At 67.2% G+C, this 16,907-nt stretch carries 20 protein-coding genes; 12 read left to right on the forward strand and 8 right to left on the reverse strand.

Annotation, left to right across the window (positions count from 1 at the left end):
• Positions 1-514: 514 nt before the first annotated feature.
• Together ASD42_RS27065 and ASD42_RS27070 are read left to right on the forward strand one after the other, a co-directional pair.
• Positions 515-1,147 carry a transglycosylase SLT domain-containing protein gene (locus ASD42_RS27065; protein ID WP_056821602.1) on the forward strand — a complete coding sequence of 211 codons (633 nt, stop codon included), beginning with the start codon at positions 515-517 and terminating at the stop codon, positions 1,145-1,147.
• 117 nt (positions 1,148-1,264) lie between these two features.
• Positions 1,265-1,603, forward strand: coding sequence for a hypothetical protein (locus ASD42_RS27070; RefSeq protein ID WP_056821605.1), 339 nt, complete (start codon positions 1,265-1,267; stop codon positions 1,601-1,603).
• A gap of 10 nt (positions 1,604-1,613) precedes the next feature.
• Here the strand turns inward: ASD42_RS27070 and ASD42_RS27075 are convergent, their stop codons facing one another.
• Positions 1,614-2,234 (reverse strand): LysE/ArgO family amino acid transporter, encoded by a 621-nt coding sequence (locus ASD42_RS27075; protein ID WP_235569839.1) that lies wholly within the window; start codon positions 2,232-2,234, stop codon positions 1,614-1,616.
• A 71-nt stretch (positions 2,235-2,305) separates the two neighbouring features.
• Here ASD42_RS27075 and ASD42_RS27080 point away from each other — a divergent pair, with 71 nt between their 5' ends.
• Positions 2,306-3,202: a LysR family transcriptional regulator ArgP gene (locus ASD42_RS27080; protein WP_056821607.1), complete on the forward strand. Its 897-nt coding sequence runs from the start codon at positions 2,306-2,308 to the stop codon at positions 3,200-3,202.
• A 33-nt stretch (positions 3,203-3,235) separates the two neighbouring features.
• On the opposite strand, the gene ASD42_RS27085 is transcribed toward ASD42_RS27080, so the two are convergent.
• Complete coding sequence (locus ASD42_RS27085) at positions 3,236-4,042, reverse strand: alpha/beta fold hydrolase (protein WP_056821609.1); 807 nt, start codon at positions 4,040-4,042, stop codon at positions 3,236-3,238.
• A 100-nt stretch (positions 4,043-4,142) separates the two neighbouring features.
• On the opposite strand from ASD42_RS27085, the gene ASD42_RS27090 reads away from it, so the two are divergent.
• The 3 genes from ASD42_RS27090 (at position 4,143) to ASD42_RS27100 (ending at position 7,993) form a co-directional block, all read left to right on the forward strand.
• The gene (locus tag ASD42_RS27090; protein ID WP_056821611.1) at positions 4,143-4,439 is read left to right on the forward strand and encodes an ArsR/SmtB family transcription factor; all 297 of its coding nucleotides are present in this window, start codon (positions 4,143-4,145) and stop codon (positions 4,437-4,439) included.
• A gap of 87 nt (positions 4,440-4,526) precedes the next feature.
• Positions 4,527-6,350 (forward strand): phosphoenolpyruvate carboxykinase (GTP), encoded by a 1,824-nt coding sequence (locus tag ASD42_RS27095; RefSeq protein ID WP_056821613.1) that lies wholly within the window; start codon positions 4,527-4,529, stop codon positions 6,348-6,350.
• Between the two features lie 2 nt (positions 6,351-6,352).
• On the forward strand, positions 6,353-7,993 hold the full coding sequence (locus ASD42_RS27100; RefSeq protein WP_056821616.1) for a SulP family inorganic anion transporter: 1,641 nt from the start codon (positions 6,353-6,355) through the stop codon (positions 7,991-7,993).
• Between the two features lie 38 nt (positions 7,994-8,031).
• Here the strand turns inward: ASD42_RS27100 and ASD42_RS27105 are convergent, their stop codons facing one another.
• Together ASD42_RS27105 and ASD42_RS27110 are read right to left on the reverse strand one after the other, a co-directional pair.
• On the reverse strand, positions 8,032-8,880 hold the full coding sequence (locus tag ASD42_RS27105; RefSeq protein ID WP_056821618.1) for a hypothetical protein: 849 nt from the start codon (positions 8,878-8,880) through the stop codon (positions 8,032-8,034).
• A gap of 64 nt (positions 8,881-8,944) precedes the next feature.
• Positions 8,945-9,409 (reverse strand): MarR family winged helix-turn-helix transcriptional regulator, encoded by a 465-nt coding sequence (locus ASD42_RS27110; RefSeq protein ID WP_056821620.1) that lies wholly within the window; start codon positions 9,407-9,409, stop codon positions 8,945-8,947.
• A 71-nt stretch (positions 9,410-9,480) separates the two neighbouring features.
• On the opposite strand from ASD42_RS27110, the gene ASD42_RS27115 reads away from it, so the two are divergent.
• Together ASD42_RS27115 and ASD42_RS27120 are read left to right on the forward strand one after the other, a co-directional pair.
• Entirely contained in the window at positions 9,481-10,458 is a 978-nt protein-coding gene (locus ASD42_RS27115) for a pirin family protein (protein WP_056821622.1), read from the forward strand.
• Between the two features lie 134 nt (positions 10,459-10,592).
• The gene (locus ASD42_RS27120) at positions 10,593-10,889 is read left to right on the forward strand and encodes an excalibur calcium-binding domain-containing protein (RefSeq protein WP_056821625.1); all 297 of its coding nucleotides are present in this window, start codon (positions 10,593-10,595) and stop codon (positions 10,887-10,889) included.
• 66 nt (positions 10,890-10,955) lie between these two features.
• Here the strand turns inward: ASD42_RS27120 and ASD42_RS27125 are convergent, their stop codons facing one another.
• Positions 10,956-11,189, reverse strand: a complete 234-nt coding sequence (locus ASD42_RS27125) for a DUF3618 domain-containing protein (RefSeq protein ID WP_082844000.1) — start codon at positions 11,187-11,189, stop codon at positions 10,956-10,958.
• 75 nt (positions 11,190-11,264) lie between these two features.
• Between ASD42_RS27125 and bcp the strand changes: the two genes are divergently transcribed.
• Positions 11,265-11,738 (forward strand): thioredoxin-dependent thiol peroxidase, encoded by a 474-nt coding sequence (bcp, locus tag ASD42_RS27130; protein ID WP_056821877.1) that lies wholly within the window; start codon positions 11,265-11,267, stop codon positions 11,736-11,738.
• On the opposite strand, the gene ASD42_RS27135 is transcribed toward bcp, so the two are convergent.
• Positions 11,739-12,464 (reverse strand): TetR/AcrR family transcriptional regulator, encoded by a 726-nt coding sequence (locus ASD42_RS27135; protein WP_056821628.1) that lies wholly within the window; start codon positions 12,462-12,464, stop codon positions 11,739-11,741.
• Positions 12,465-12,573: 109 nt separating this feature from the next.
• Here ASD42_RS27135 and ASD42_RS27140 point away from each other — a divergent pair, with 109 nt between their 5' ends.
• Together ASD42_RS27140 and ASD42_RS27145 are read left to right on the forward strand one after the other, a co-directional pair.
• Entirely contained in the window at positions 12,574-13,527 is a 954-nt protein-coding gene (locus ASD42_RS27140; protein ID WP_056821629.1) for an ABC transporter ATP-binding protein, read from the forward strand.
• Positions 13,524-14,291 carry an ABC transporter permease gene (locus tag ASD42_RS27145; protein ID WP_056821631.1) on the forward strand — a complete coding sequence of 256 codons (768 nt, stop codon included), beginning with the start codon at positions 13,524-13,526 and terminating at the stop codon, positions 14,289-14,291. The genes ASD42_RS27140 and ASD42_RS27145 overlap by 4 nt, the downstream gene beginning before the upstream one ends.
• A 48-nt stretch (positions 14,292-14,339) precedes the next feature.
• Here the strand turns inward: ASD42_RS27145 and ASD42_RS27150 are convergent, their stop codons facing one another.
• On the reverse strand, positions 14,340-15,521 hold the full coding sequence (locus ASD42_RS27150) for a hypothetical protein (RefSeq protein WP_131817155.1): 1,182 nt from the start codon (positions 15,519-15,521) through the stop codon (positions 14,340-14,342).
• Between the two features lie 319 nt (positions 15,522-15,840).
• Between ASD42_RS27150 and ASD42_RS27155 the strand changes: the two genes are divergently transcribed.
• Complete coding sequence (locus ASD42_RS27155) at positions 15,841-16,461, forward strand: TetR/AcrR family transcriptional regulator (protein WP_082844012.1); 621 nt, start codon at positions 15,841-15,843, stop codon at positions 16,459-16,461.
• Positions 16,462-16,474: 13 nt separating this feature from the next.
• Here the strand turns inward: ASD42_RS27155 and acpS are convergent, their stop codons facing one another.
• Positions 16,475-16,903 carry a holo-ACP synthase AcpS gene (gene acpS / locus ASD42_RS27160; protein WP_056821637.1) on the reverse strand — a complete coding sequence of 143 codons (429 nt, stop codon included), beginning with the start codon at positions 16,901-16,903 and terminating at the stop codon, positions 16,475-16,477.
• Between the last annotated feature and the right edge of the window lie 4 nt (positions 16,904-16,907).

Below are 16,907 nucleotides of genomic sequence, written 5' to 3' on the forward strand. Positions count from 1 at the left end.
GATGAACCCGTGCTAGTGCGCTCAGGCCCCGATTCGAACTCCCCCGAGCTGCGCAAACCCCCGCGAAACCTGATTCGGGCAAACTTTTTCTGTGACGGCCGCCACGCAGATCAGGGTCGCAAACCTCCTGCATACATAACGATTCTGCAACTGCCCGGCAATGAACCAAGATCGGCAACGTTTGCCGTTCAAGTTTCGTTCACCTTGCGTTAACCCGTCGTGACCATTCTGTCATCAGGTCACAAACGGACCTGCGGTTTGGTTAGCCCGGGAGTATCCAACCTCCGATAGCACCGAACAGCGCGTGGTCTCCCCGCAGCCAGCTGTGGAGCACCGTGCGGCGCCAGCGATGAACTGCCATCGAGCGTTCGTCCCCCGACAGTGTCGCACCTTCCCATACAGACAGAAACAACGCATCGCCTGACCGGCGTGTACTCCCGTGCGCGCTGCGCGATCCATCGCGCCCTACATCAGGGCCTGCGTCGCCAGACAGAGATGAAGGAACAGAGAAGCAATGCTCAACAAAGACAAGCTCAGCACCGTTATCGGCCGTCGCTCGCGCCGTGAGGCGTTCACCGTGGCAGTCGCCGCGGTCGGTCTGGTCGCCGTAGCCGCGTCCTCCGCCGTCTCGTTCGCCGACGACAGCGTTCCCGAGCGTGCCGCCATGGTCGTCGAGCAGGCGGAGAACATCCCCGCTGCCGCCGCACCCGCCATCCAGGCCATCCCTGCCCCGGCGCCCGCGCCGCAAGCCGCCCCCGTACCGGCACCGGCCCCCGAGGCCGCTCCGGCCCCGATGCCCGAGCCCGCACCGGCCCCCCGCGCCTACGAGAACAACCTCGACGGCTGGATCCGTGAGGCGCTCGACATCATGGCGGCGAAGGGCATCCCCGGCACCTACGAGGGCATCCACCGCAACATCATGCGTGAGTCGACCGGTAACCCCCAGGCGATCAACCTGTGGGACATCAACGCGATCAACGGCATCCCCTCCAAGGGCCTGCTCCAGGTGATCGACCCCACCTTCGCCTCCTTCCACGTCGAGGGCACCCCCTTCGACGTCTGGAACCCGGTGTCCAACATCGTCGCGGCCTGCAACTACGCGGCCAACCGCTACGGCTCGATGGACAACGTCAACAGCGCGTACTGATCCACCGTCACCAGGCAGTCGACGTCGACAGCGCCTACTGAACTACCTGACGGGTGAACGCCCGCGCCCCGGTCATCGCCGACCGGAGCGCGGGCGTTTCGTCGTAGAATCACCGTCGTGCCAGACAGCGCCGATCAGGCACCCGATCACGCGCATTCCGACGCGGCTACCGCCAGCCGCGTCGCCAAGGCCCGCCGCATGGCGGCCTACGCCTGGTCACGCGATATCCGCAGCGCCGAACTGCTCGCCCTGCCCACGGCCACCCTGCGCAAGCTGGCCCGTGCCGCCGACACCAACCCGCCGAGTACCGGCGAGACCTGGCAGGTGGTCGCCGACCTGCTCGACCAGAAGGACGCCTGGGCGGCTCGCAACCCCGAGCACGCCGCCGCGGTGCGCACCCACGCCGACGAGAAACTGCTGTGGGTCAAGCCCCCGGTGAAGCCGTGGGAGTCCTAGCTCTCGCCCCTCAGGCGAGCAGCAGCCCGATGGCCAGCGCGAGCATGACCAGGGCGATCAGCGAATCCAGGACCCGCCACGCGATCGGGCGCGCGAAGAGCGGACCGAGCCGGCGAGCACCGTAGCCGAGGGCGGCGAACCAGACGACGCTGGCGAGCATGGCGCCCGCGGCCAGGAACCAGCGGTCGGGCGTCGCGTAGGTGCTGGCGAAGGAGCCGAGCAGGACCAGTGTGTCCAGGTACACGTGCGGATTGAGCCAGGTGAGCGCCAGGCAGGTGAGCACGGAGGCGCCGACGGCCACCGAGGCGCCCGCCGCTTCGGCGATCAGGGTCGACGAACCGAGGGCGCGCCGAGCCGCCAGCAGCGCGTAGCCGACCAGAAAGGCCGCCCCCGCGTACTTGGCAACGGTCACAACCGCTGGAAACGACTCGACGACCGTGCCGAACCCGGCCACTCCCGCGCCGATCAACACGATGTCGGACACCGCGCACACCGCGATCACCGGCAGCACGTGCTGCCCACGCACCCCTTGGCGCAGCACGAACGCGTTCTGCGCGCCGATCGCCACGATGAGCGAGAGCCCGAAGCCCAATCCGGAGAGGGCGGCCAGCGCCGCCGATGATGCCGTCACCCCATCGACGCTAAGAGGCTGTCGATATTCAGTCCAGCTAATGATTCTTAACAACCATTAGAGTTGCTTAGGTGGATCTCCAGTTGGACCAGTTGCGCGCGCTCAACGCCGTCCTCACCGAGGGCACCTTCGACGCGGCCGCGCGCCGACTCGACCTCACCCCGTCGGCGATCAGTCAGCGGATCAAGGCACTGGAGGAATCAGCGGGGCGCGTCCTCGTGCAACGCTCGAAACCGGTGCGTCCCACCGAATCCGGGCTCGCGGTGCTGCGTCTGGCCAGGCAGGTGGAGTTGCTCGCCGGCGACACCGCACGCGAACTCGGCGATGCCGACCGCCCCGCCGACCGGCCGATCCGCATCCCGATCGCCGTCAACGCCGACTCCCTCGAATCGTGGGTGATGCCCGCGCTCGCGCGCGTGCCCGCCGGGATCACCTTCGACCTGCACCGCGAAGACGAGGAACACACCACCCGATTGCTGCGCGACGGCACGGTGACGGCCGCGATCACCGCGACCGCGACGCCGGTGCAGGGCTGCACCGTCACCCCGCTGGGCGCGATGCGCTACCGCCCGACCGCGACACCGCAGTTCGTTCGCACCTGGTTCCCCGACGGCCCGACCCCAGCCGCCTACACCCACGCGCCGGTCGTGCACTTCGACCGCAAGGACGACCTCCAGCTGCGCCAACTGCGCCGCCGCACCCGTCGCCGGGTCGACCCGCCCGGTCATTACGTGCCGTCGTCGAGCGCGTTCGTCGATGCGGTGCGGCTCGGACTCGGTTGGGGCATGCTGCCTGATCTGCAAACCGAGCAAGACCGCACCGCAGGCACTTTGGTGAACATCGACGGCGACTCCCACATCGATGTCCCGCTGTATTGGCAGCAGTGGAAACTGCACTCCCCCGCGCTCACCGCGGTCGCGGCCGCGATCGGCGCGGCCGCGGCATCAGCACTGACGATGCCGGGCTAGATACCCGTCACGTCGCCAGCTGGGCGTCGTGAGTTATCGAGCGGCGGAGAGGAATTCGATGAGGACCCGATTGACCTCATCGGGCCGCTCCAGATACCCGTAGTGCCCGCACCGCTCGATCTCGGTATAGGCGGCCGTCGGGATCGCCTCGGCGACCTCCCGGCAGAACCGCGGCGGCACCATCTGGTCATCGGCGAACCCGACAACCAAGCTGGGCACCGAGATCCCCCGATAGGCCGCCCGCCGATCCTGCGACCGATCCATCCCCGCTTGCGCCCGAGTGCCGGGAGTTCCCTTCCCCGAGGTGAATTCGAAGATGTCGAGCCACTCCTGCGCCTTGGCCGGATCGGCCAGGGTGTGCGGCGACAGATTCACCATCGCCTTGACCGCCGCCGCGTACTCCGGCGGCAACTGAATTCCCTTGTCGAACAACGCCTGCTCGCCCTTGCTGAGCGTGCTCGTCACCGGATGCGGACGCGCGGTAGCGGCGAACATCACTGCCGTGCGCAGCAGCTCGGGTCGAACCAGCGCGAGTTCGGCGACGATCCGCGATCCCATCGAGGTCCCGACCACATGCGCCGGGGCACCGAGGTGCTCGATCAGCGCGGCGGTATCGCCGACCAGTTGCGCCATGGTGATCCCGGAAGCCGACTCCGACGACGGCGCGATCCCCCGGTTGTCGACAGTGGCGACGGTGAACCCCGCCTTGACGAGCGCGGGCACCTGATAGGTACGCCAGACCCGACCGGGGCTGCCACTACCCATCACGAGCAGGACCAACGGCCCCGATCCGGTGACGTCGTAGTTGAGCTGGATGCCGTTGAGCGAGGCGAGGGGCATATTTCTCCTGTTAGCCTGTTTGCTAAAGTAAGCAACACGATACCGCCACAGCAGGACGGGGTTCGCGACGGTGCCAGGATTGAGCAGACCGCTGTACCAGATGAAGGCCGACTTCTTCAAAACGCTCGGCCACCCGATTCGTATCCGGGTTCTGGAGCTGCTCAGCGAACGCGAATACGCGGTATCGGAGATGCTCCCCGAAGTCGGCGTCGAGGCGGCGAACCTGTCTCAGCAGTTGGCTATCCTGCGTCGAGCGGGGCTGGTGACGGCCCGGCGAGAGGGCCTCTCGGTGACCTACGAACTCACCTCGCCACGAGTGAAAGAGCTGCTGATCGTGGCTCGCGCGATCCTGACCGGCGTCGTCGCCGGACAAGCCGAGCTACTAGACCCCGCCTGATCCAACCGAACAGCATCACGCTTCCCACGCCGTTTGATTGCATAATTTCTAAATTGGATACCTAGCAAGTCAAGAAGGAGAACACCCGTGACCGCGAACTCCGCGCCGACGACGCTTTCCACCGACCACCCGGCCATCCTGGCCTGGGTCGACGAGATCGCGGAACTCACCGCCCCCGACCGCGTCGTCTGGTGCGACGGGTCACCCGCGGAATGGGATCGCCTCACCGACGAGCTCGTCGAGAAGGGCACTTTCGTCCGGCTCACCGGCAAACCGAACTCCTTCTGGTGTGTCTCCGACCCCGACGACGTCGCCAGGGTCGAAGACCGCACGTTCATCTGCTCCGAGGACCCCACGGACGCGGGCCCGACCAACAACTGGGTCGACCCGGTCGATATGCGCACCGTGCTCACCGAGCACTACCGCGGCGCGATGGCGGGCCGCACGATGTACGTGATCGCCTTCTGCATGGGCCCGCTCGATTCCGCTGAGCCCAGCTTCGGTGTACAGATCACCGATTCGCCGTATGTGGCGGTGTCGATGCAGATCATGACCCGTTCCGGTGCACCCGTATGGGAAAAACTCACCGGCGACACCGAATTCGTGCGCTGCCTGCATTCGGTCGGCGCACCGCTGAGCGTCGGCCAGACCGACGTTGCGTGGCCGTGCGACCACACCAAGTACATCGCGCACTTCCCCGAGTCACGCACGATCTGGAGCTACGGCTCGGGCTACGGCGGCAATGCCTTGCTCGGCAAGAAGTGCTTCGCGCTGCGGATCGCCTCGGTCGTCGGGCGCGACGAGGGCTGGCTGGCCGAGCACATGCTCATCCTCAAACTCACCTCGCCGAAGGGCAAGACGCACTACGTGGCGGCCGCGTTCCCGTCCTCGTGCGGCAAGACCAACCTGGCGATGCTCGAGCCCGCACTACCCGGCTGGCAGGCCGAGACCATCGGTGACGACATCGCCTGGATGCGTTTCGGCGCCGACGGCAGGCTCTACGCGGTGAACCCGGAGGCCGGGTTCTTCGGTGTCGCGCCCGGAACCGGCGAGCGCACCAACCCCAACGCGATCGCCACCATCGACCGAGGCAACTCGATCTTCACCAACACCGCTTTCACCGACAACGGTGATGTGTGGTGGGAGGGCCTCACGCAAGAGCCACCCGCCCACCTCACCGACTGGCGCGGCAACGACTGGACGCCGACGTCAGGAACCCCTGCCGCACACCCGAATTCGCGGTACTGCACACCGATCGAGCAGTGCCCCTCGGTCGCGCCGGAGTGGAACGATCCAACCGGCGTACCGATCTCGGCGATCTTCTTCGGTGGCCGACGGGCGAGCACGGTGCCACTGGTGACCGAGACTTTCGACTGGGCGCACGGCGTGTTCACCGCCTCGGTGCTGTCCTCGGAGACCACCGCCGCGGCCGCGGGTGCGGTCGGCGTGGTGCGTCGCGATCCGATGGCGATGCTGCCGTTCCTCGGCTACCACGTCGGCGACTACTTCGCGCACTGGTTGAAGCTGGGCGAACAGGCCGATGCCACGAAGCTGCCGAAGATCTTCCAGGTCAACTGGTTCCGCCGCGGTGCCGATGGCACGTTCCTGTGGCCCGGCTTCGGCGATAACGTACGCGTGCTGAAGTGGGCGCTGCAACGCCTCGATGGCACCGCCGACGCCGAGTGGACGCCGGTCGGCTACGTCCCTACTGCCGACGCCATCGACCTGACCGGCCTCGACGATGCCGACCGCGCACTGGTCGAACAGGCGCTGGCCGTCGACACCGCGGAGTGGGTCACCGAAATCCGGTCCATCGACGAATGGTTCGCCCGCATCGGCGGCAACCGGCTACCGGAGGAGCTGCGCGAGCAGCTCGCCGCGCTGAAGTTGCGCCTGCTCGGTAACCGCTGACCATGCGGTCGCTGCTGCCGGCGTGGTCGGAGTGGACGCCCGCTTTCCGGGCGCCGGGCACGGATCTGATGTCGGGGCTGGTCGTGGCGCTGGTGGCGTTGCCCTTGGCGCTGGGATTCGGCATCAGTTCCGGGCTCGGTGCCGCCGCAGGCCTGGCGACGGCGATCGTGGCGGGCGCGCTGGCCGCGGTGTTCGGTGGCTCGCGTTTCCAGGTGTCGGGACCGACCGGCGCAATGACGGTGGTGCTCGTGCCGATCGTGGCCGAACACGGCGCGTCCGGGGTGCTGACCGTCGGGTTGATGGCCGGAATCATGCTGGTCGGGCTGGCGTTTGCCGGCGTCGGCCGAGCGGTGCGGTTCATGCCCGCCCCGGTGATCGAAGGGTTCACCGCAGGGATCGCGGTAGTGATTGCCCTGCAACAATTTCCGGGCGCGCTGGGGGTGTCCGGAGCCGAAGGCGAGAAGGTCTGGCAGTCGGCGTTCGACGCGGTGTGCCGATTCGTCGACGAGCCGCACTGGACCGCGCTCGTGACAGCGCTCGTGGTGGCCGCGGTGATCCTGGTCGGCGGACGTTTCCTGCCGAAGCTGCCGTTCGCGCTCGTCACCGTGGTGCTGGCGACGGTAGTCGCGAGCGTTGCCGGGCTCGATCTGGCGCGAGTCGGCGCGATTCCGGCCGGGCTACCCGCGCCGTCGCTGTCGTTTCTCCACCTCGACGAAGTGACTACTCTGCTGTTGCCCGCCCTCGCCGTCGCCGCGCTGGCTGCCCTCGAATCCCTGCTGTCGGCCACCGCCGCGGACGCGATGGCGGTCGGTACCCGCAACGACCCCGACCGCGAATTGTTGGGGCAGGGATTGGCCAATATCGCGGCGCCGATGTTCGGTGGTGTGCCGGCGACCGGCGCGATCGCCAGAACCGCGGTGAACGTCCGCTCGGGCGCGCGCACTCGACTCGCCGCCCTCACCCACGCCGTGGTCCTGGCCGGCATCGTCTATTTCGCGTCCGGGCTGGTCTCCGATATTCCGATCGCGGCACTGGCCGGTGTACTCCTCGCGACCACGGTGCGCATGGTCGAGGCCGCGTCATTGGCCGCGATCGCACGTGCCTCGCGCGGCGACGCCGTCGTCATGGCACTGACCTTTGTCGTCACCATCGCCTTCGACCTGGTGACCGCCGTGGTGATCGGCATCGGCTTCGCCCTCGTCCTCGCGGTCCGCGCCATCGCCCGCGAAGCCACTCTCGACCAGGTCCCCCTCGACGAGAGCGACCACCTAGGCGAAGAACACGATCTGCTGCGCGACCACATAGTCGCCTACCGCATCGACGGCCCACTGTTCTTCGCCGCCGCCCACCGCTTTCTCCTCGAACTGACCGACGTCGCCGACGTCAAGGTCGTGATCCTGCGCATGTCCCGCATCACCGCCCTCGACACCACCGGCGCGCTGGTGCTCAAAGACGCCATTCGCAAACTGGAACACCGCCACATCACCGTTCTGCTGTCCGGTCTACGCGCCGACCATCTCCATCACCTGTCCACCATCGGCGCCCTCCCGGCCGGCGGCAAGGACACCATATTCACCGACACCGGCGCCGCTATCGCGTACTCCCGCCAGTTCATCCCGACCACCCGACGACCGATCAGCTAGGCGATGGGCGCCCATCTGCAACTGACCCGGTCGGCAACTCAGCCCGCTGCAGCGAAGTAAGCGATGCGAACAGCGACAGTCGCGGGGGCCGGGAAGTCGGGTGCGCCGGAGCCCAGCGGACCGACCTCGACCAACCAGGTACTGGTCGAGGTGTCGATGGCCGTGCGGGCGGTGGACGGCTGCAGGACCACGTCGTTCCCGCCGTCGCAGGAGTAGGCACCGACCAGACCGTCGGAGCGGCCACCCCAGGCGCCGCCGACGCGGATGCGGCAGTGGCGGCCGTCGGCGAGTTCGAGCGCCCACGGCTCGGGCGACGCGGTTTTGCCGATGTCGGCGACCGGCGGATTGACGGTATACAGGCGCAGCCCGCGCTGCCACGGGTCATTCGCGCACAGCAGCGAGGCCCTGTCGGGAGCCGCCCAGCACACATTGGCCGAGTCGGCGGAAGCACCGCATTCGTAGATCCCCGCGGTGGTCGCCGAACGACTCGGCGACTTGTAGGAGCAGTCGAGAGTGCCGACCGGGGTCGGACTGGTCAGGGCGAAGCCGTTGGCCGGTTGACCTGCGGCATCGACGGCGACCAGCGAGACGACATCGGTCGCGACCGGCGGTCGGGGCACGGTGGAGGCAGGCGCGCTGCTCGGTGCGCCCGAACCGGTCGGGCGAGGGCCCGGCGTCGTCGGGGCGACGATGACCGGTGGCGGCTGATCCGGCGCGATCGTCGGACCGCCGGCGCCGGGCAGTTCGGTGACGGGTGTGCCGGAACCCCACGAGCCACCGCGAGCGGTGGTCGTCGCCGGTTGCGCGGTGCCGCTGTCCGTCGAGCATCCCGCGACCGACACTGCGCACAGCATGCCCACTGAAACGATGAACCCGGCTGCCTTCATGCCACCCACCCCTGTGCGAAGTTCGAGCCCTGTCTACAACGCATCGGGGTGTGGGCACGAATCGTTAACCGGCTGAATCGTTTCGGGCCTCGCCGGCCGCTATCACCTTCTCGGCCAGCGAGCGGACCGCCGTGCTTTCCGCGTCGGTCATCCGGTCGATGAACAACTCCCGCACCAGTTCGACGTGCTCGGGCGCGGCCTCGCGCAAGATCTTGTGTCCGGCCTCGGTCAGCGACACCACGATTCCGCGCGCGTCGTCCTCGGCGGGTACTCGATCGACGAGTCCACGGGTGGCCATCCGGGCCAGTTGCTTGGACAACCTGGACTTGTCCCAGCAGACCTCGGCGGCCAGGTCCTTGGCTCGCAGGCATCCGCCGGGCGCCGCCGACAGCGGCACCAACAGCTCGTAGTCGGCCATCGATAGTCCGTGTTCGCCCAGGCCCGCGGCTAGGACGGCGTCGAGACGCTGACGCATGAGGATGTAGGACCGCCAGGTCTTCTGCTCTTCTTCGGACAACCATCGGGGCACGGGAATGATTCTAGGGCCATGTTGGTTGACACGGAAACCAACTGACTCGAGAAGCTCCCAGGAGGCACCCCATGCCAGCTATCACCGTCGACGACATCATGGTGCTGCCCCGGCTGCCCCGCCCCGATGTCACCGAGACCCAGCGTCCGGTTCGCCAGATCGTCACCGCCGCGCGCCAGCAGGAAGGCGCCGGGTTCGAGGTGACCCGGCCGTTCCCCAGCGTTGATCTGCGCTCGGCCGACCCGTTCATCCTGCTCGACCAGATGGGCCCGGTGGCCTATGAGCCGTACGCCGCCAAGGGCGCGCCATGGCATCCGCACCGCGGCTTCGAGACCGTTACGTACATGCTCGACGGCACCATGGTCCACCACGATTCCCAAGGTGGTGGCGGTGTCATCGGCGAAGGCGACACACAGTGGATGACCGCGGGCTCCGGCATGCTGCACGACGAACTGCCCGAGGAGAAGCTCGTGATCTCCGGCGGCACTTTCCACGGAATCCAGCTGTGGGTGAACCTGCCGCGGGCGAACAAGTTCGCCACCCCGCGCTACCAGGATCTGCGCGCGAGCGAACTGACCCTGGTGAGCTCGCACGACGGCGGTGCGCTCGTGCGCGTCATCGCCGGTGAGGTCGCCGGTTTCGCCGGCCCCGGGTCCACCTACACCCCGATCGCCTACGCCCACGCCTCGCTCGTGCCCGGCGCCCAGCTGGAAACGCCGTGGCCCAAGGACTTCACCGCGATGGCCTACGTGCTGTCGGGCAGCGGCACGGTCGGCGTCGATCGCAGGCCGATCAGCGCCGGGCAACTGGTGGTCTTCGGCAAGGGCGACACCCTCACCCTGACCGCCGATCTCACGCAGCACAGCACCACCGGCGATCTCGAGGTCCTGCTACTCGGCGGAACTCCCTTGCGCGAACCGGTGATTCAATACGGGCCGTTCGTGATGAACACTCGCCAGGAAATCATCGAGGCGATGGAGGATTTCAACGCGGGTCGCATGGGCACTATCCCGGCCGAACACCTGACCGGGCGCAGACTGGGTGAATAACCGACCGCTACTCGCGGCGAATCCTCGGGTCGCGTGCGGTTGACAATCGGTCGCCCCGTCACAAAGGTGGACGGGGCTACCGGCCACATCGTGGCCGTCACCACTCCCGAACCGCAGCAGACATAGAGGAATTCATGAACGTTAGTCGGCTCACCGTCAGCCTTGCCGCCGCAGGGCTCGCCCTGATCGCCGCACCGGTCGCCCATGCCAACCCGTTCGCGGGCTCAGCGGGCACCGGTTCGTCCAGCTTCGACTCCATTCTCGGAGCGACCGGCTCGGCCAACCTGGTCCAGTCCGGCTCGGCCGGTGGCGCGTTCCGCAGCTGCGACGATGCGATGGCCGCCGGCCGCGCGCCGTTGTTCCGCGGCGAGGCGGGCTACTCCCCGCACCTCGACCCGGACGGCGACGGCCTGGCCTGCCCCACGCAGTAGAAACACAAAAACACCCGATGTGACTCGTTGGCACATCGGGTGTTTTTTGTTGTCCGGCCAGCTGATTCAGCTGCGGAAGATCTTGATCAGGACCAGGCCGGCCACGAGGGCGCCCGCTCCGATCAGCGTGTATTTGACCTTCGGCTCGTTCAACTTGGCGACCACCATATTCTTGGTGTCGTCCGCGATCCGTTGCGGATCCGCGCGCACCGCCAGTTCGTCGAGCGTGGTCGCCAACCGGGTACGCGCGATCTCGATCTCGCGTTCTATCCGGTCGGTGTCGTCCTTGGCCACCGTCACCTCCAGGTAAATGTCTGCTGCTCGTCACCGAGTCTATCCATGCGCCTCGCCGACCCGGTCGGTTACCGTGCGGTGGTGACCGACAACCATCGCCTCTCCCCCGGAGACACCGCCCCCGAGTTCACGCTGCCCGACGCCGACGGCAACGACGTATCGCTGTCGGACTACCGCGGCCGCAAGGTGATCGTCTATTTCTACCCGGCCGCCAGCACCCCCGGCTGCACCAAGCAGGCGTGCGACTTCCGCGACAACCTGGCCGACCTCGGTGGCGCGGGCCTCGAGGTCATCGGGATCTCGCCCGACAAGCCCGCCAAGCTGGCGAAATTCCGCGACAACGAGGGCCTGACCTTCCCGCTGCTGTCGGATCCCGAGCGCGAGGTGCTCAAAGAATGGGGCGCTTTCGGTGAGAAGATGATGTACGGCAAGACCGTGACGGGCGTGATCCGCTCGACCTTCCTGGTCGACGAGAAGGGCACGATCGAACTCGCCCAGTACAACGTCCGCGCCACCGGCCACGTCGCTAAGTTGCGCCGCGATCTGTCGGTGTAGTCAGTCGCCGAAAGTGGCGATGAACACCTCGTAACCGTCGAGCAACCGGGCCAGGCCGAATTCGAAATCGGCCTGCTCCCACTCGATATCGCCATCATCGAACGCGGCGGCGGACAGGGCGGCCGACACCCAAGGGAAGCGCTGCGGGTCGAGGACCCGGGTCATCACCGAGGGAAAGTCTCCGCCCTCTTCCTCCTCCAGGTCCCGCAGGAACCGCCGTTTTCCCACCACGAACATCGACACGTTCATCACCAGTTGCAGCTTGACCGGATCCGGCACCGCCGCTTCGGCGAGCACCCCCAACGCCGTTTCGAGCCACGCCATATTGTTCGGGCCCATCGGCGGGCGACTCAGTGGAATGTCCATCCACCAGGGATGACGACCCAGCCGCGCGAACTCGGCCCGCGCCCACTGCTCGAGCCCTGACCGCCACGGCGTCTGCGGCGCGATCACGGGCGGCACCCCGACGACCCGGTCCATCAGCAGGTCGACCAGCGTGTTCTTGCTGTCGACATACCGGTACAGCGACATCGCGGTGTAGCCGAGCTGCTTGGCGACCCGGTTCATCGACAACGCCGTGAACCCCTCCGCATCAGCCACTTCGGTGGCGGCGTCGAGGATCTGATCGAGGGTCAGTGCCCGTTTGGGGCCGCGGCCGCCGGGTTGCCCGAGGCCCCACATCAGCTCGACCGATCTCGGGAGCGCCGTGTCGCCGGACGTCGTCATCTGCCTCCTTTGCTCGCCTCGACTCTAGCTCGCCTCCTCTTGCGCTCAAGAACTGTTTAGCCTATAAACTGAGTATACCGCATAAACAGTTTTCGATCGGAGAGAACTCATGGCACCCGAACGACCGCCCGCCCTCTCGATCCGGCACCTACGCAAAGCCTTCGGCGCCCACGTAGTCCTGGACGACCTCGACCTCGACATCAGCGCGGGCACCGTCTTCGCCCTTCTCGGCCCCAACGGCGCGGGCAAGACCACGCTGGTCCGCATCCTGGCGACCCTGAGCCTGCCCGATCGCGGCGATGTCGAGGTCTTCGAGCACGATCTGCGACAAGCCCCCGATACGATCCGGCGACTGATCGGCGTCACCGGCCAGAACGCCTCCGTCGACGGGGTACTCACCGGCACCGAGAACCTGCGGCTCACCGGCCGGTTGCTGCACCTGGGCAAGGCCGAGACGCTGCGTCGCGGTACCGAACTCCTCGAGCGTTTCGACCTGGTCGACGCCGCCGACAAGCCGGTCGCCTCCTACTCCGGCGGCATGCGTCGCAGGCTCGACCTCGCGATGAGCTTGATGGGCAAGCCGCGCATCGTCTTCCTGGACGAGCCGACCACCGGCCTCGACCCACGCAGCCGACGCGACCTGTGGACTGCCATCAAGGAATTGGCCGCCGAGGGGACGACCATCCTGCTCACCACGCAGTACCTGGAGGAAGCCGATCAGCTCGCCGACCGGATCGCCGTGCTCGACGGCGGCCGCATCGTCGCCGACGGCACTCCCGAGGAACTCAAACGCCTGGTGCCGGGCGGACACATCCGATTCCGCTTCGCCGATCGCGCACTACTCGACGCCGCCGCCCGCGCGCTCGACAGCGACTCCGGTGGACATGCCGATCCCGAACAGCTGACCCTGCAGGTGCCCTCGGACGGCAGCGCCACCGAGATCAAACAGCTTCTCGACCGATTCGCCGAACTCGACATCGCGATCGACCAGCTCACCGTGCACACCCCCGACCTCGATGATGTCTTCTTCGCACTGACCGGACGAACCGAGGTAGCCGCATGAGCACCACCCGCACGCTCCAGGATTCGGCCACCATGCTGGATCGCAATATCCGCCACACCCTGCGCAGCCCTGACACGATGATCATGACGATCGCCCTGCCGGTGATGATCCTGCTGATGTTCGTCTACGTGTTCGGCGGCGCGATGGACGTGGGAGCGGGCGACTACATCGACTACGTGGTGCCCGGAATCATCCTGCTGTGCGCGGGTTTCGGCGCGTCGACCACCGCGGTCGCGCTGTCGACGGACGTGGCCGAGGGCATCATCGACCGGTTCCGCACCATGGCCATCGCCCGCTCGGCGGTACTCACCGGGCACGTCGCCGAGAGCGTGATCCGCAACCTGATCACCTCGGCGATCGTCGTCGGGGTGGCGGTGGCGCTCGGCTTCCGGCCGACCACCGATCCGCTGCGCTGGCTCGGCGTCTTCGGAGTGCTCGCGATGTTCGTGTTCGCACTGTCGTGGTTGGCCGCCGCGCTGGGCCTGCTCGCGCGAAACCCGGAGGCGGCCAACGGTTTCACCTTCGTGTTCATGTTCCTGCCGTACGTGAGCTCTGCTTTCGTACCGACCTCGTCGATGCCGGTATGGCTGCACCGGTTCGCGGAGAATCAGCCGGTGACGCCGGTGATCGAGACGACGCGCGGGTTGCTGATGGGCACGCCGATCGGCAACAGCGGGCTGCTCGCGGTGCTGTGGTGCGCGGGAATCGCGCTGGTCGGGTACCTCGCGGCGGGAATCCTGTTCCGGCGTCGTACCAGCGTCTGAAACCACTGAAGGGGCAGCGCGTGCGCTGCCCCTTCAGTGTGGAGACGGTCAGTCGGCGGATGCCGTGCGCGGACCTTCCGGCGTGACAGCCTGCGCAGGCTGCATGCTGAGCGGAATGCCCGTTCCCGGCAGGGTCGGGGCCGCGGCGGGAATCTGCGGCACCACCGGCGCGACAGGCTCGAGTGGCAGCGGATCCTCCTGTGGCGCGTCTCCGTACAGCTGGGTCGGGTAGTCGAGGGGGAATTCGCCCGGGTTCACCAGTTGCGGATTCGGCGACACCGTCTCGTACGGCGAGGTGGTCGACTCTTCCGTCACACCCCCGGTCTCGACCGAGGCGGCCTCGTGTGTCTGGGGGGCTTGCGGAATAACCGGCGCCGACGCGGCGCCGGGCTCCGACGACACGGCGGTGTTGTCGACCACCGGCCGACCGCTGTTGATCACCGCATACGAACCACCCGCGACGAGCCCGCCGGCCAGCACACTCGCCGCCGCCGCGACCATCGCCGTCCCCCGCTTGGAGCGCGAGCCGGTGGATATCGGCACCACGACCGTGTCACCGAGCGCGACCAGCGCGGCACCGGCGGCGGGCGCGAACGGCGCCAACCGACAGGGCAGCACCGGCACACCGAACCCGGCGACCGCGTCGCGCACCGCGGGCGCGTCCGACGACGAACCGACCAGCACCACCGCGCCGGGCTTCACCGACGCCGCCTCGAACTGATCCCACGCTGCCGATACGCCCGCGCGCAGGGCGTCGGGCGTCGGCGCGCCGGTCTGCGAGTACGCGGCGAGCACGCGATGGCGACCCGGGTCGACCAGTGTCATCGCCTGGTACCCGGGCACGGCCTCGACGATGAGCAGATTGTCGAACTCGTCCAGCCAGGTCATCGCGCCCGCGACGAACAGATGCGCCGACTTCGCCGAAACCAGCGAGGCGGTGCGCCATTCGGTCTCCGCCAGACGGGTGACGATCGCGCGCCGCTCGTTCGCGTCGCGGTAACTCACTGCCACCCCGGCGATCTCGTGCTCGTCGTCGAGTTCGGCCGCGATCGCGTCGAGTGCGGTGTGCACCGCCGCCGCTACTTCGGCCTTACCATCACCACCGGCACGGACGGTGCGCCGCAGCAGCATCCGATCCGTGAGAGTGACGCCCGATTCGGCGAACGCGACCGCGTGCACGGCTCCACGCTCGGTGCTGACGCCGAGGGTTACCACAGATCCTGTTGCCACAAGTCTTGCCTTCCCCTGTGCGAAACGGTGCGGGACGAGACCACGCGGGGTCCGTCACTTCGCGGTAGGTCTGGTGCGGCGTGAGCTGGCTAGCCGCGAACAAGCGTGCAGATAGACGCACACTTATCTGATGATTCGTCACCGGTCAGGGCATGGATGGGTCAGGGTTTCTGCCAGTTGTTGACACGCTGTCGGTAGAGGCGTGTCGCGGATGTGCGGATACCGCTAGCCTGGATGGGTGGAAGTACACGCGCAGGCCCGGTCACCGCAGAGCCGTCCGGACCCTGCGCTGGAATTGCAGGACGACCCGCAAGAGTTGATGCCGCGCAAGCGGCCGACGCAGGAGCGCAGCAAGCGCAAATTCGACGCGCTGCTGGCGTCTTCGCGCGAGCTGCTGGTCGAGGTGGGGTTCGAATCGTTCACCTGTGAAGAGGTCGCGCAGCGCGCCGAGGTGCCGATCGGCACCCTGTATCAGTTCTTCGCCAACAAGTACGTGATCGTCTGCGAACTCAATCGACAAGACCTGGTTGCGGTTTCTCGCGAGCTGGCCGACTTCCACGGTGAAGTGCCCTCGCTGGACTGGCTGCGGCACATGAACCAGTTCGTCGACCACATGGCGAACCTGTGGACCACCGACCCGTCGCGGCGCGAGGTGTGGTTGGCGATGCAGTCGACCCCCTCCACCCGGGCTACGGGCGCGCTGCACGAGAAGGAATTCGCCGCGGTCGTCTCGCAGATGCTGCGGCCGCTGACGCCGCGCACACCGCGCGCCCGGCGCACGATGATGGCCGAAGTGCTGGTGCACGTCGTGTATTCGATGCTGAATTTCTCGGTGCAGGAAGATCAATCGAACACCGATGCCGTCGCCGAACTCAAGCGCCTGATGGTGGCGTATCTGCTTGTCGCGGAAAAAGAATCGCGAACCGCCGAAGAGAAATGACGGTTCGCGACTTCTAGTTTCGGCCTTCGATCAAATCGGCCAACTCGCCCGGGTCCTCCAGCACCACCATTGCCGCGGCGGTGTCGCCGTCGTGGGTCAGGGACAGGTGTACCCGCACCCGGGGCAGGAATTCCGCGGCCAGGCCGTGGAGTTTGATGCTGGGCCTGCCCCAGGCGTCGTTGACGACTTCGATGAGCGGGTACGGATTGTCGCCGATCTGTGGGCTGCGGGCGAAGCGAGACGATGCCCAGGCTTTGAGCACCGCCTCCTTCGCGGCCCAGCGTGCGGCAAAGCTGCGGGCCGGGTCGGTTTGCTTGCTCTGGCAGTAGCGACGTTCACCAGCGGTGAATGTCTCCCTGAGCATGGTCGACCCGGGCCGTTGCAGCTGTTCGGAGAACTCGGAGATGGTCACCAAGTCCAAGCCGATACCGAGAATCGTCACGAAG

The sequence above is a fragment of the Nocardia sp. Root136 genome (assembly GCF_001427185.1).
Lineage (GTDB): Bacteria > Actinomycetota > Actinomycetes > Mycobacteriales > Mycobacteriaceae > Nocardia > Nocardia salmonicida.